The organism is Janthinobacterium sp. AD80 (assembly GCF_002878455.1).
Taxonomy (GTDB): domain Bacteria; phylum Pseudomonadota; class Gammaproteobacteria; order Burkholderiales; family Burkholderiaceae_D; genus Janthinobacterium.
Map to the genome: position 1 here is coordinate 1 of NZ_NRDQ01000359.1, position 13,129 is coordinate 13,129.

Annotated in this window: 12 protein-coding genes; 1 reads left to right on the top strand and 11 read right to left on the bottom strand. The window is 61.7% G+C overall.

Annotated features, from left to right (window positions below; all coding sequences use genetic code 11):
* The 4 genes from JaAD80_RS29470 to ndk form a co-directional block, all read right to left on the bottom strand.
* The coding region (locus JaAD80_RS29470; protein WP_258003263.1) for a RodZ family helix-turn-helix domain-containing protein at window positions 1–591 on the bottom strand (591 nt) is incomplete at its 3' end.
* 67 nt (window positions 592–658) lie between these two features.
* Entirely contained in the window at window positions 659–1,447 is a 789-nt protein-coding gene (gene pilW / locus JaAD80_RS29475) for a type IV pilus biogenesis/stability protein PilW (protein WP_102299702.1), read from the bottom strand.
* Complete coding sequence (gene rlmN, locus JaAD80_RS29480) at window positions 1,447–2,622, bottom strand: 23S rRNA (adenine(2503)-C(2))-methyltransferase RlmN (protein WP_071326298.1); 1,176 nt, start codon at window positions 2,620–2,622, stop codon at window positions 1,447–1,449. Before rlmN ends, pilW begins: the two co-directional genes overlap by 1 nt.
* A gap of 125 nt (window positions 2,623–2,747) precedes the next feature.
* Entirely contained in the window at window positions 2,748–3,164 is a 417-nt protein-coding gene (gene ndk / locus JaAD80_RS29485) for a nucleoside-diphosphate kinase (protein WP_092795197.1), read from the bottom strand.
* A 221-nt stretch (window positions 3,165–3,385) separates the two neighbouring features.
* Here ndk and JaAD80_RS29490 point away from each other — a divergent pair, with 221 nt between their 5' ends.
* Entirely contained in the window at window positions 3,386–4,072 is a 687-nt protein-coding gene (locus JaAD80_RS29490) for a Bax inhibitor-1/YccA family protein (protein ID WP_071322696.1), read from the top strand.
* Between the two features lie 59 nt (window positions 4,073–4,131).
* On the opposite strand, the gene JaAD80_RS29495 is transcribed toward JaAD80_RS29490, so the two are convergent.
* The 7 genes from JaAD80_RS29495 to JaAD80_RS29525 all read right to left on the bottom strand — a co-directional run.
* Entirely contained in the window at window positions 4,132–4,977 is an 846-nt protein-coding gene (locus JaAD80_RS29495; RefSeq protein WP_102299703.1) for a LysR family transcriptional regulator, read from the bottom strand.
* A 28-nt stretch (window positions 4,978–5,005) separates the two neighbouring features.
* Window positions 5,006–6,151 (bottom strand): cyclopropane fatty acyl phospholipid synthase, encoded by a 1,146-nt coding sequence (cfa, locus tag JaAD80_RS29500; protein ID WP_102299705.1) that lies wholly within the window; start codon window positions 6,149–6,151, stop codon window positions 5,006–5,008.
* 304 nt (window positions 6,152–6,455) lie between these two features.
* On the bottom strand, window positions 6,456–7,502 hold the full coding sequence (locus JaAD80_RS29505) for a cupin-like domain-containing protein (protein WP_102299707.1): 1,047 nt from the start codon (window positions 7,500–7,502) through the stop codon (window positions 6,456–6,458).
* An 82-nt stretch (window positions 7,503–7,584) separates the two neighbouring features.
* Window positions 7,585–9,510: a glycosyl hydrolase family 18 protein gene (locus tag JaAD80_RS29510; RefSeq protein WP_258003264.1), complete on the bottom strand. Its 1,926-nt coding sequence runs from the start codon at window positions 9,508–9,510 to the stop codon at window positions 7,585–7,587.
* 593 nt (window positions 9,511–10,103) lie between these two features.
* Complete coding sequence (gene rlmD, locus JaAD80_RS29515) at window positions 10,104–11,447, bottom strand: 23S rRNA (uracil(1939)-C(5))-methyltransferase RlmD (protein WP_102299708.1); 1,344 nt, start codon at window positions 11,445–11,447, stop codon at window positions 10,104–10,106.
* 242 nt (window positions 11,448–11,689) lie between these two features.
* Window positions 11,690–12,721: an RNA polymerase sigma factor RpoS gene (gene rpoS, locus JaAD80_RS29520; protein ID WP_102299710.1), complete on the bottom strand. Its 1,032-nt coding sequence runs from the start codon at window positions 12,719–12,721 to the stop codon at window positions 11,690–11,692.
* An 8-nt stretch (window positions 12,722–12,729) separates the two neighbouring features.
* Window positions 12,730–13,129, bottom strand: a 400-nt coding sequence (locus tag JaAD80_RS29525) for a peptidoglycan DD-metalloendopeptidase family protein (protein ID WP_180979671.1), incomplete at its 5' end; no start/stop codon positions are given.

Consider the following 13,129-nt stretch of genomic DNA (forward strand, 5'->3'; position numbering starts at 1 on the left):
CGCAGCGATGGCGGACGCGGCTGGCGCGCCCGTTTGCGTATCGTTGCCTGGCGGCGGCGGCACGGAAATCAGCGGCACGGACGGCGTCTGCACGGGCGACAAGTCCTGGCCCGGCTTGATCAGGGTCGTTTCCACGGGACCCACTTCCGCATGCGGCGCTTCTTTTTCGGCATGCGAGGACAGCAGGCTGGCCGGGACATAGCCGAGCTTATACGCGCCAAAGGCGGCAGCCACGACGACCGCCACGGCGCCGGCGATCCAGAGGGGCGTCTGGTTCGACGAGCGCTGCGTCATCGACGGGAAGCGCGATTCGGAAAACGTGGCGGAAATCTCGCGCCGTACGGGCGCGGCCGGGTCTTGCGCCGGCGCCGGATGGACTTCGATCATGGCCACCAGCGGCGCCGCGTCAAGACGCACCACCTTGGCATAGGCGCGCACGAAACCGCGCACCACGGCAACGTTCGGCAAAGCCGCCATGTCGCCCTCTTCCAGCGCGATCACCTGGCGCGGTGCCAGCTTGAGCTGGTCCGCCACCTGTTCCACCGGCCAGCCCAGCGCTTCGCGCTGCGCCTTCAACTGTGCGCCTGCCAACGCAAGATTGCCCTGGGGCTGCTGCTGAGGCGTTTCTGCCCACTCTGAATTCATTGGTATCCCTGTCTCACTCATCAAACGCCCCACTTTGATAAGCAGCATATTCGGACGAGCCGGAATGGTGGTTGCGCAAATGCGCCCCCAGGCCAGCTTCCGCACCCGCATCCCCGAGCTTATGCTGCACCTTGATCCCGAGCCACAGCACATCGGCCGTCTGGCTCTCCATTGTCGCTACTTTACCGAGCCGCTCAAGGTAATGAGCCGCTTGCCGGTAGTCTTGCTGTTCGTAATACACGCGCACCAGGCCGGCATAGGTGATTGCCGCGCCAGGTGCGATGCGCTCCGCCTTGAGCCAGTAGCTGGCGGCGCGCGGGTAATCTTTCATGAGCAGGCTGCACGCCGCCGCATTATGCAGCGCAAGTTCAGGCGTGGCATACGCGGCATCTTGCAATGCGGCATCAAAATACGCCAGCGACTGCGCCGCGCGCCCGGTATGGCATAGAAACAGGCCATAATTATTGCTCAACTCGGGATTGTGGGGCGCCAGGCGCAATGCGTAAAGAAAATCTTTTTCAGCAGCTACAGGCTGGCGCAGGGCGGCAAAGATCAGGGCCCGCATGCCGCGCCCCTGGGCGTTGCCTGGCAGCAGCTGCACCGCCTGCTCCGCCTCTTCCAATGCGACCACGAACTGGTTCTGCATATAATAGGCGCTGGCCAGCTGCAAGCGCAAGGCGGCGCGCTGCTCGACCGATGCAGCTTGCTCCTTGTCCGCGGTGGAAGCACAGCCGGCCAGCAACACGCCCAGGCTGACAGCAGCCACGGCAAGTACGCCAGCATAAGCCGCGCTTCCCCGCATCAGGAGCGGATCTCCACGATCTTGCCGAAATTGGCGCCAAATTTCTGTTGATATTCAGTCATTTTTTCCATGCGTTCCTGCACCCGCGTGCGATCCTTGACTTCGCCGGCCAGCTGGCCGCAGGCCGCATCGATATCGTCGCCGCGCGTCTTGCGCACGGTGGTGATGATGCCGCCATCCATGAGCACCTGGGCAAAGGCCTTGATGCGCGGGTTTTTCGAGCGGAACAGGCCCGACTCAGGGAACGGGTTGAATGGAATCAGGTTGAACTTGCAGTTCACGCCGAACTCGCGGTCTTGCACCAGCGCCAGCAGTTCGCGCGCATGCTCGTCGCTGTCGTTGACGCCGTCCAGCATGCAGTACTCGAAGGTAATGAAGTCGCGCGGGGCGAATTCCAGGTAGCGCTTGCAGGCCGCCATCAATTCCTTCAGCGGGTATTTCTTGTTCAGTGGAATCAAACCATCGCGCAAGGTGTCGTTCGAGGCGTGCAGCGAGACGGCCAGGGCCACCGGTACTTCCTGCGACAGCTTGTCCATCATCGGCACCACGCCCGAGGTCGACAGCGTCACGCGGCGGCGCGACAGGCCGTAGGCGTTGTCGTCGAGCATCAATTTCAAGGCCGTGACGGTCGGCTCAAAGTTCAGCAGAGGCTCGCCCATGCCCATCATCACCACATTGGTGATCTGGCGCTCGCCTTTCGGGCCCGGTTCGATACCCTTGGTGCGGCGCAGTTCGAATTCCGCCATCCACAGCTGGCCGATGATTTCGCCCACGGACAGGTTGCGGTTGAAGCCTTGCTTGCCCGTCGAGCAGAAACGGCAGTTCACGGCGCAGCCGGCCTGGGTCGAGATGCACAAGGTGCCGCGGTTATCTTCCGGAATGAACACGGTTTCCACGGCATTGCCATTGCCTACGTCAACGAGCCACTTGCGCGTGCCATCCGTCGACGTGTGGTCGCTGATGATGGCCGGGGCGCGCACTTCGGCGCGCGTGGCCAGCTTGTCGCGCAGCGACTTGGCCAGGTCCGTCATGGCGTCGAAATCGGAAGCGCCGAACTGGTGTATCCAACGTTGCAATTGTTTCGCACGAAACGGTTTCTCTCCCAACTCGGCGCAGTAGGCGATGAGTTGCGCGGGATCGAGGTCCAGCAAGTTGGTGAGGGTCGTCGTATTCATGATCATGTCTATTCTAAAAATCCGTCCCCGCGCGCATCCGGAGCGAAAACTCCACAGCGCAGCGGGAACAGGGGGTGATAAGTTATTTCACAGATAACGCCAGGAAATAACGTTATCTAAGGCAATTAAGCCTTCAGTTCTGGGAAGAAGTAAGCGATTTCCACTTTGGCAGCTTCGACAGCGTCGGAGCCGTGTACGGCGTTGGCGTCGATCGAATCGGCGAAATCGGCGCGGATCGTGCCTTTTTCTGCTTTCTTCGGATCGGTCGCGCCCATCAGGTCACGGTGGGCCAGAACGGCGTTTTCGCCTTCCAGGGCTTGGATCATGACTGGACCGGAAACCATGAAGTCAACCAGGTCCTTGAAGAAGCCGCGCTCTTTGTGCGCTGCGTAGAAGCCTTCAGCTTGTTCGCGGGTCAGTTGGGTCATGCGCGCAGCGATGATTTTCAAGCCAGCGTTTTCAAAACGGGTGTAGATTTGACCAATTACGTTTTTTGCAACTGCGTCTGGTTTGATGATCGACAGGGTGCGTTCGATTGCCATGTGTGAAAACTCCAATAAAAAGAAAGGTTTAAAACGGTAAATTGAGAACTCAATCAACCTTTGATTTTACCATACTCCACCCCATATCACCCAGACAGGCAGGGGGCACACTTCCCCATTGGCTGCGTTTAATGAAATCTTAAGCTGCTTTTTTTGCAAAATCCGGGGTCCATGCTATCCTTGGGCAAAGTAGTAATTTGAATTGACAACACGGAGGCACTATGAATCAGAACATGCAACGCACCTTTGACCTGTCGGGGGGCATGCAGCAAGTCCGCCACCAGGTCTTGCGCAACACTTACTGGCTGCTGGCACTGTCCATGATACCGACCGTGCTGGGCGCTTTCATCGGCGTGCAAATGCACTTGCCGATGCTGACCGGCGGCATGGGTTTCATCATCTTCATGCTGGTGGCATTCGGTTTCATGTACGCGATTGAAAAAACCAAGAACTCGGGCCTGGGCGTCGCCGTCCTGCTGGGCTTTACCTTCTTCATGGGCCTGATGCTCACGCCTATCCTGACGCGTACGCTCGGCTACTCGAACGGTGGCATGCTGATCATGACCGCGTTCGGCGGCACGGCCACCATCCTGGCCGTGATGGCCACCATCGCCACGGTCTCGAAGCGCGACTTCTCGGCCATGGGCAAATGGCTGTTCGCCGGCGTGATCGTGCTGATCCTGGCATCGGTGGCGAATATTTTCCTGGGCCTGTCGGCACTGTCGATCGTGATCTCCATGGTCGCCATCGCCATCTTCTCGGCCTACATCCTGTATGACGTGCAGCAAATCATCAACGGCGGCGAGACCAACTACATCTCGGCCACCCTGCGCATCTACCTGGACGTGTACAACATCTTCACCAGCCTGTTGTCCCTGCTGGGCTTTGCCGGCGGCAGCCGCGACTAAGCGCTGACGCACGAAAATAAAAGCCGACCCTCGGGTCGGCTTTTTTACGTCTGCGGCATTCACTTCACCTTGTCCGCCACATCCAGCAGGCAGCGGCGGGCACGGTCCAGCGTCGGGTTGTCGCGCTGCGCCGCATACACGGCATAGGCCGAATGCGAGAATTCGGGCGCGTCGCGGACGCGGTGCAGCAGACCCGCATCCAGATACGGCTGGGCCGAACCGATGCGGAAGTAGCTGGCGCCGCCTGCTTCCAGCAAATACACGAGGGCCAGCGGCCCCAGCGAAATCGACACGGGCGGGCTGCTCAGTTCCGGATACGCCGCCTGGTGGTTCGCCGCGAACGCCGGTCCCCAGTCCACATACACATAGCTGTCGGCATGCATCTGCCCGTCGGCGCGCGTGGTGATCATCACGAGTTTTTCCTCGGCCAGCAATTCGCTGACCAGGCCCGGGCGCTGCGGCGGGTTGTACAGCACGGCCAGGTCCAGCGAGCCGTCGTGCACGGCGTCGAGCAGGCGCGCAGGACTGTCGACTTCCGCGCGCAGGGCGATCTCGGGGCAATCCCGGCTCATGCGTATCAGCCAGTCGCCCAGCAGCGGCTGCCACAAGCTCAGTTCGCAGCCGATGCTGATGGCGTCGTCGCGCCCCGGCGGCAAGGCCACCTGGTGGCGCGCTCGCTCCCACACCTGCACCAGGGTGGCCGCGTGGCGCATGAAGCGCTCGCCGGCCGAGGTCAGGCGCGCACCCGCCTTGTTGCGCACGAAGAGCTGGCGCCCCAGCTGCTGCTCCAGGGTGCGGATGCGGGCGCTGACGGCCGTCTGCGTCACGTGCATGCGCTCCGCCGCCATGATGAAACTGCCGCTGGACGCCACTTCCAGGAAGGTACGCGCTTGATTGATATCCATCAAGTCATGATATCAGCTGCCGCACATCTCAACTGATGCGCGCGTAGCCGCCCAGCACGCCCTGCTTCGACAGCACCCATTGCCACAGCTGCAGGTCGCGCGCGCGGAAGGCGCCGGCGCACGACAGCAGATAATACGACCACATGCGGTGGAAGCGCTCGCCCAGCTGGGCGGAAAACCGCGGCCAGGCCTGCTCGAAATTGGCATGCCAGGCCATCAGGGTCTTGTCATAGTCGGCGCCGAAGTTGTGCATGTCCTCGGCCACAAACAGCTCATCCATGGCGTCGCCGATCTGCCCGATCGACGGCAAATCGCCATTCGGGAAGATGTATTTGTCGATCCACCGGTCGCAGCTGGAATGGCGCTTGTTTTTGCCGATGGTGTGCAGCAGGAACAGGCCGTCGTCTTCCAGGCAGCGATGCGCCACTTCCATGAAGGTGCGGTGATTTTTATGCCCCACGTGCTCGAACATGCCGATGCTGACGATGCGGTCGAATTTTTCATCGGTGTCGCGGTAGTCCTGCAGGCGAAAGTCCAGGTGTTCGCCGCCAGGCATGGCGCGCGCATACTCGGCCTGCTCCTTCGAGATCGTCACGCCGACGCACTGCACCTGGTATTTTTCCGCCGCATAGCGCATGAAACTGCCCCAGCCGCAGCCGATGTCGAGCACGCGCATGCCGGGCTCCAGGCGCAGCTTGCGGCACACCAGGTCCAGCTTGGCCTCCTGCGCTTCGGCCAGGCTGCCGGCATCCTTCCAGTAGCCGCAGGTGTAGGTCATGCGCGGATCGAGCATGGCCGCATAGAAGGTGTTGCCCAGGTCATAGTGCTCCTTGCCCACCATCCAGGCGCGCCGCTCCGTCTGCAGGTTGAACAGGCGCGCATACAGCGCGTGGAAAGCCAGACGCATGGGGCGCACGTCGTCGGCCACCCTGGCGCGCAGCAGGTGGCAAAAGAATTCGTCGAGCTGCTGCGCATCCCAGTGGCCGTCCATATAGGCCTCGCCCAGGCCCAGGTTGCCGCTGGCGAAGGCCCGCTCGGGCACGCCGGGCTTGCGCAGCTGCATGTCCCAGGCGGCGCGCCCGTTCAGGTGGATATCGGCCTTGGCCAGCAGTTCGGCCGCTTCGCGCGCCAGCCGCGTGTCGAGGGGGATGTTCGATGCCTGCTGCAACTGCATTGCCTGCAAAGATGCTTGTGTCGTGTGCTGCGTGTTCATGCCCTGCCGCCTCCAGATGGTTGTCGGTGCTGGCGCCGCCGGCATCCCATTCAGGGCCTGGCGGTGCACCAGCCATAAAATTATCCGCCCGCCCAGGCCACCTGGATAATGAAACATCATGGGAATTAATATCAAATATTTTGCGCTTAAATGATTTAAATCAACATTTTATGAGGACGGCGTCAGCGCGTAGCGCGACGTAGCATGAAAAAAGCCGCCTGTTCGGCGGCTGTTTCAAGCATGTTCGCGGCACGGGCCGCCGCGATCAAAAGTCGTGATTTGATGGATACTTGCTGTAAAAATCGTTATCCCATTTGAAGTTGGTGAACGCCACCGTCATGGAAATGTCGAGCGCTTCGACGAAATGCCAGCAGCCGACAGGCAGGAACAGGATCTCGCCCGGCGCCAGCACGCATTCGCGCACCTGCACGTCGGCCATCAGCGGATAGCGCCGCACGTCGATGTCGCGCCCGTCGACGGGCGTAAAACAGTGGCGCTGGTTGTACACGCGCGCCACCTCGCAGGCGGCCATGATGCGCAGCCGCTTGCGCCCCGCCACTTGCGCCATGAAGTTGTTGGTCAGGTCGTGGTGGAATGGCGTGACCGTGCCGGCCGGGCCAAACCACAAAAAGCCCGTGGGGCCGCCATCCTGCTTCAGGTATTCGGGCAGCTGGCCGATATCGTCCCACAGCTCGCGCAGCGCTTGGCGGTTCTGCGAATTGTTATTCGCCGTCATGTAGAAATCGTTGGTCGCGCCGCTGCCTTCGACCAGGCTCGCGTATTCGCCAAAGGCCATCATGCGCTTGTGCGCCACGCTGTTCATCTCGTACTGCTCGTCCGCCTCGCGGCCGAACTGCACCTCCACCTCGCGCTCGGCGAAATGCGCGCGGAAATAGGCGGGATTCCACTTGGCCATGGCCGGCCAGTCGTCCATCATGCCGGTGATGATGACGGGCTGGTTGGTGGTATAGAACTCCGCCAGGAACTCCTGCGCCGTGAGTTTCTCGCGGCGGGGAATCTCGGGACTGCGCAGCTGATTCAGCTTGCGCTGGATATCGATCACCCAGTCGCGCTTGGCCAGCCGGTTCGACAGGCGCACGGCACCGGCCAGGTAGGGGCTTTGCAGCGCCAGCTCGATTTCACGGCGCGCCAGCGGCTCGCTGATGCCGGCCTTTTGCAGCACCGGCATCAGGGCCGAAGGGTGGCTGCCCAGCATGAGGTTTTCCGCGATCCAGCTGCGCCATTCGCGGCTCAAGTCCTGTTCCTGCTGCTGCTCCTGCTGCTTGACTCCGAATGTCGATACCGCCGCCATCGCCGTCTCCTGTATTTTTATATGTTTTACTCAACGGCCGGGCAGCGTGTGCCGCCCGGCCGCATCCTACGCTAGCACACTGTTACCGCACTTTCCACACTTCCGTCGCCAGCACGCCGTTCGCGTCGCCATCGAGTTCCCACGAGAACGCGCCACGCAAGCCCTGGTCCTTGACGTACTTCACCTTGGTGCCGATGACGGTCGGATCGTCATAGCTCCACCACTGGCCGCCCGCACCCGTGTACAGGTACAGCTGCTTGGTCACGGGATGGTAGTAGCGCGTGCCGGCCTTGCCCACCAGGACCTTGTAGTCCTCGATGCCCGACTCGTAGGTGCCCGGTGCCATGCCGGTGGCCGGCTGGTACAGGCCATCGCCATTCGGCCCCGGCGCCACGCCGGTCCAGCCGCGGCCATAGAACGGAATGCCCAGCAACAGCTTGTCGCGCGGCACGCCGGCGGCAATCATGTACTGCACCGCCTTGTCGCCCACGTATTCGCGCGCCATGCCCGTCGACGGATCGGCAGGGTCGGCAAACAGCTGGGCGTTGAAGTTGGTGCTATTTTCCCAGCCGCCGTGGAAGTCGTAGGTCATCAGGTTGATCCAGTCCATGTACTGCGAGTACAGGGCCGGTTCCGTGTTGTCGATCTTGTCCTTGCCGGCACCGACAGCGGCCGTCAACAGGTAGCGCTTGCCGGTGGTCGCGCCCAGCGCATCGAGCTGGGCACGGAATTCCGCCATCAGCAAGGTGAAGTTGCGCTTGTCGTTCGGGCTGACCGTGTTGTACGGCTGGCCACCGCCGACCGGGTATTCCCAGTCGATGTCGATGCCGTCAAAGATATTGGCCGCCGACCCCACGCCGCCACGTCCTTGCGAGACGGGCAGGTTGCCCTTGATGTACAAGTCGATGCAGGAACTGACCATCTGCTTGCGCAGCGCATCGGTGGCCGAACCGACGGAGAAGTTCTTCGACCAGCTCCAGCCGCCCAGGGAAATGAACAGCTTGAGGTTCGGGTGCGCCGCCTTCAGCTTTTTCAGCTGCAGGAAGTTGCCCGACAATGGAGCGTCCCACGGAATGGCCTGGCCATCGACGGTGCGCTTCGGCGTGCGGATGTAGTCGGCCTCGGCATCGCCGCCCGTGCCCGCATCCGGTGCATTCGGATTCGTCGCGCCCGGCTCGGCCTTGGTGATCATGCCGCATTCGTAGCCGCCGTTCTTCGGATAGATGTTGCCGAAGGCGTAGTTGATGAAGGTCAGCTTGTCGGCCACGCCGCTGGTGTGCACGTTCGCCACTTCGTAGTCGCGGCCATACACGCCCCATTGCGCAAAGTAGGAACCGACTTCGCGGCCCGTTGGCGTCGGCGTCGGCGTCGGCGTTGGCGTTGGCGTTGGTGTCGGCGTTGGCGTTGGCGTCGGGGTTGGTGTCGGCGTTGGCGTCGGGGTTGGCGTAGGCGTTGGCGTTATGCTGCACAGTTCCTGGCTGGTCCATGGCTTGCCCGTGCCGGCGGCGCCGTTGTTGCTCGACGGGTTGTCGCCCAGGGTCCAGTAGTTGGCGCGGTAATTGGTGCCGGCGAAGCTGACCACGGCGCCCGCGCTGTAGGCCGTACCCGAGGCCCAGGCCAGCGCGCAGGTGCTGCCGGTTGGCGTCGGTGTCGGGGTTGGCGTAGGCGTGGGATTCGGCGTCGGCGTCGGGGTTGGTGTCGGCGTTGGTGTGGGAGTAGGTGTCGGGGTCGGCGTGGTGCCGCCATCGCAGGCGCCGCCGGCACTCCACAGGCTCGGCGTGGAGACGGGATTCCAGCCCGAACCCACGTGATCGGTCTGCGTCACCAGGGCCGTGTAATTGGCGCCCAGGTAAGTGACCACCGTGCCCGCGTTATACGTGCCGCCCTCTTGCCACGGTATGCAGGCCACCGTGCTGACGGCCAGCAATTGCGAACTGGCCGGCGCGCTGGCATCGCCACCGCCACCGCATGCGGCCAGCACACCACCGCTGGCCAGGCATACCATCATGTTTCTGATTGTTTTTCTGAGTATTAAATTTTCCACGCTGTCTCCTGTTCAGGTTGCGGAAATACCACTCTGCTTCAATAAAAGCTACCCTGTGTTATCGTTTTTTTGCAGTTGCAAGAACAGCATGCTGCTGAAAAAATAGGCGGTCAAGTGGTTTTAAAGTGGCATCAAAGCGATCAATACCACTTCAAGCAGAAAGCGCAAAAGCATATGCTGATGGCGTGTTGTCCTACTGGACAACAAAAAAAACGCAGGGGGAGGACAAGTAAAGACGGCTGACCGGGAAAATACAGACCAGTTTTATAACACGCTGTAAGTGGTATTGCGGTGGCGTGCAGCGGCATCGGCGACGGCTGCCAGAAACGACGCCGGCGGGTGCCTGCCTGGCCACCCGCCGCGTCTTGTTCACCAACTCTCGCGCCACGCGCCTGAAAAACGTTCAGAGCAAGGCGCCTTGCCGAAGACAGTACGAATAGTACGGCTAGGCAAGGCAACGCGGCTATGGACGTTTTTTCCACGTTCAGCGCAAGGCGCCTTGCCAAAGACAGTACGACAGTACGGCTAGGCTAGGCAACGCGGCTATGGACATTTTCTCAGGTGCGCAAGTCAAATACTGCCATCGACTCGACGTGCGAGGTATGCGGGAACATATTCACTACGCCAGCCTTGCTCAGCACGTAGCCCGCTTCCAGCGCCAGGATGCCGGCGTCGCGCGCCAGGGTCGAGGGGCTGCACGAGACATACACGATGCGTTTCGGCAGCAGGTCCGGACGCACTTGCGACAGGCCGACCAGCGCCTGGCACAGGGCCATGGCGCCATCGCGCGGTGGGTCGACGAGGATGCGGTCGAACTTGCCCAGGGCGATCAGGTCGTCCGTCGTCACTTCAAACAGGTTGCGCGTCGAGAACGAGGTTTTCTCCGCCAGGCCATTGGCCAGCGCGTTTTCCAGCGCCCGTTCCGTCAGGGTGGTGCTGCCTTCGATGCCCACCACTTCGCTGCCCTGCGTGGCCAGCGGCAAGGTGAAGTTGCCAAGGCCGCAGAACAGGTCGGCCACGCGGTCAGTCGGCTGCACTTCCAGCAGGCGCAGGGCTTTCGATACCAGTACGCGGTTGATGTGGTGGTTCACCTGGGTGAAGTCGACGGGCTTGAACGGCATCTTGACGCCGAATTCCGGCAGCAGGTAGTGCAGTTGCTTGTCCAGCGGATAGAACGGCACGGCCGTTTCCGGGCCCTTCACCTGCAGCCACCATTGCACGCCGTATTCGTCGGCAAAGGCTTTCAGTTTCGTTTCGTCGTCCGCCGTCAACGGCGCCATGATGCGCAAGACCATGGCGGTGACGTCTTCGCCCACGGCCAGCTCGATCTGCGGCATCTGGTCGAAGATGGACAGCGAGGCGATCAAGCCGCGCAGCGGAAGCAGCATGGCGGAAATGTGCGGCGGCAGGATTTCGCAGCTATCCATGTCGGCCACGAAGGCCGATTTCTTTTCATGGAAACCCACCAGCACGGCGTCTTTCTTTTTCACGTGGCGCACCGACAGGCGCGCGCGGTAGCGGTAGCCCCAGGTCGGGCCATACATGGGGCGCATGATGCTTTGCGGGCGCACCTTGCCGATATGCCACAGATTGTCTTCCAGCACGCGCTGCTTGATCGCCACCTGCGCCGACGGTTCCAGGTGCTGCATGGAGCAGCCGCCGCAATTGTCGAAATGCTTGCACTTGGGCGTCACGCGCATGGCCGATTCGCGGTGCAGCGCCGTCATGCGGGCCATTTCCCAGTTCTTCTTTTTCTTGTACGTCACGAAGCTGACGCGCTCGCCCGGCAACGCGCCTTCGACAAACACGACCTTGCCCGGCGAGCCGTCTTCGTTCTCGATATGGCCAACGCCGCGGGCGTCCATGTCGAGCGATTTGATTTCAATGATATTTTCTTGCATAGCGATCAATAGGTAAGAGTGGGCCAGGACGCAGGGCCGCGCTGGAACTTGCAAACAATGGGGAAAAGTCAGGCGCCGCGAGCGGGGCGTATGATAGCAGATGCGGCCTAGCTTAAGTCCGCAGCGCAGCTGCGCCGATTCAGCGTGCCTGAGAAAATGTGCAGGGCAAGGCGCATTGCCGAAGACAGTACGCTAGTACGGCGAGGCATTGCAACGCCGCCATGTGCGTTTTATCGGGCACGCTACAAAAGGGAGTCGCGCACGACGCCGCGCGCCGCCATCGCGCGTTTTAATTTGATCAAGGCTTCCTGCTGGATCTGCCGCACGCGTTCGCGCGTCACGCCCATTTCCTCGGCCAGGGTTTCCAGGGTGGCGGGGTCGTCGTTGTCGAGGCCGAAACGGCGCATGATCACCACGCGCTGCTTGTCGGGCAGCTTGGTCAGCCAGTCGCGCACCAGCACCGTCATTTCATGGTGTTCGGCGCGCGCGTCCGGGCCGTCCTCGCTGGCGCCGGGCAGCATGTCCATCAGGGACGATTGCGGGTCGTTGTCGAGCGGCGCGTCGAGCGAGGTGGCGTGCTCGGACAGGGCCAGGATATCCTGCACCTCTTCCACGGGACGTCCCACCAGGTGGGCGATATCTTCCGCGGTGGCATCCTTGCCGTCGTGATGCTGGGCTTCCAGGTGGTATTTGCCGCGCAGGATCTGGTTCAGTTCGCGCACCATGTGCACCGGCAGGCGCACCGTGCGGGCCTGGTTCATGATGGCCCGTTCGATGCTCTGGCGTATCCACCAGGTGGCGTAGGTGGAAAAGCGGAAACCGCGCTCCGGCTCGAACTTGTCGATGGCGCGCATCAGGCCGATGTTGCCTTCCTCGATCATGTCGAGCAGCACCACGCCGCGGTTGATGTAATGCTTGGCGATCGACACGACCAGGCGCAGGTTGTGCTCGATCATGGTTTGCCGGGCTTCAAAATTGCCCTGCTTGGCCAGGGTGGCGTAATGCACTTCCTGCGCCACCGTCAGCAGGGGCCGCGTACCGATCTGGTTCAGGTAATGCTGCGTGGTATCGGTCGACAGCTCGGCCGCCAGCACTTTTTTCAGTTCATCGACACTTTCGACCAGCACGCTGACGCTGGCCACTTCGCCGCCCTCGCCCGCCTCGACGGCGTCGATGCCGTCGAGTTCGCCGGCATCGTCCATCACGACTTCGTCCGCCCCGTCGTCCGGCGGTTCCGGTTCATCGTCCAGCTGGTCGTGCGGCGCGTGTGTCATTGCTTTACCTAACGGTTAGGCAGGAATTTCGAAGGATCGACAGGTTTGCCTTGTTGACGGATTTCAAAGTGCAGCTTCACGCGGTCGGCATCGGAATCGCCCATTTCGGCGATGGCCTGGCCTTTGTTGACGTTTTGCCCTTCCTTCACCAGGATGCTGCGGTTATGCGCATACGCCGACAACAAGCTATTACTGTGCTTCACGATAACAAGATTACCATAACCACGGATTCCGCTCCCGGCATACATGACTTTTCCCGCGCCGGCCGCCACCACCTGCTGGCCCGCCTTGCCGGCGATGTCGACGCCCTTGTTCTTGCCCTCGTCAAAAGTACCGATGACCTTGCCTTCGGATGGCCACATCCAGCTGATCTTGTCGTCGCCAGCCGCCTGCGCTGCAGGGGCGGCC

Excerpts from the sequence above, each read along its gene's own strand:
- ndk (WP_092795197.1), bottom strand. The coding sequence starts at position 3,164 with ATGGCAATCGAACGCACCCTGTCGATCATCAAACCAGACGCAGTTGCA.
- rlmN (WP_071326298.1), bottom strand. The coding sequence starts at position 2,622 with ATGAATACGACGACCCTCACCAACTTGCTGGACCTCGATCCCGCGCAA.
- JaAD80_RS29490 (WP_071322696.1), top strand. The coding sequence starts at position 3,386 with ATGAATCAGAACATGCAACGCACCTTTGACCTGTCGGGGGGCATGCAG.
- pilW (WP_102299702.1), bottom strand. The coding sequence starts at position 1,447 with ATGCGGGGAAGCGCGGCTTATGCTGGCGTACTTGCCGTGGCTGCTGTC.
- rpoS (WP_102299710.1), bottom strand. The coding sequence starts at position 12,721 with ATGACACACGCGCCGCACGACCAGCTGGACGATGAACCGGAACCGCCG.
- rlmD (WP_102299708.1), bottom strand. The coding sequence starts at position 11,447 with ATGCAAGAAAATATCATTGAAATCAAATCGCTCGACATGGACGCCCGC.
- cfa (WP_102299705.1), bottom strand. The coding sequence starts at position 6,151 with ATGCAGTTGCAGCAGGCATCGAACATCCCCCTCGACACGCGGCTGGCG.
- JaAD80_RS29505 (WP_102299707.1), bottom strand. The coding sequence starts at position 7,502 with ATGGCGGCGGTATCGACATTCGGAGTCAAGCAGCAGGAGCAGCAGCAG.
- JaAD80_RS29510 (WP_258003264.1), bottom strand. The coding sequence starts at position 9,510 with ATGATGGTATGCCTGGCCAGCGGTGGTGTGCTGGCCGCATGCGGTGGC.
- JaAD80_RS29495 (WP_102299703.1), bottom strand. The coding sequence starts at position 4,977 with ATGGATATCAATCAAGCGCGTACCTTCCTGGAAGTGGCGTCCAGCGGC.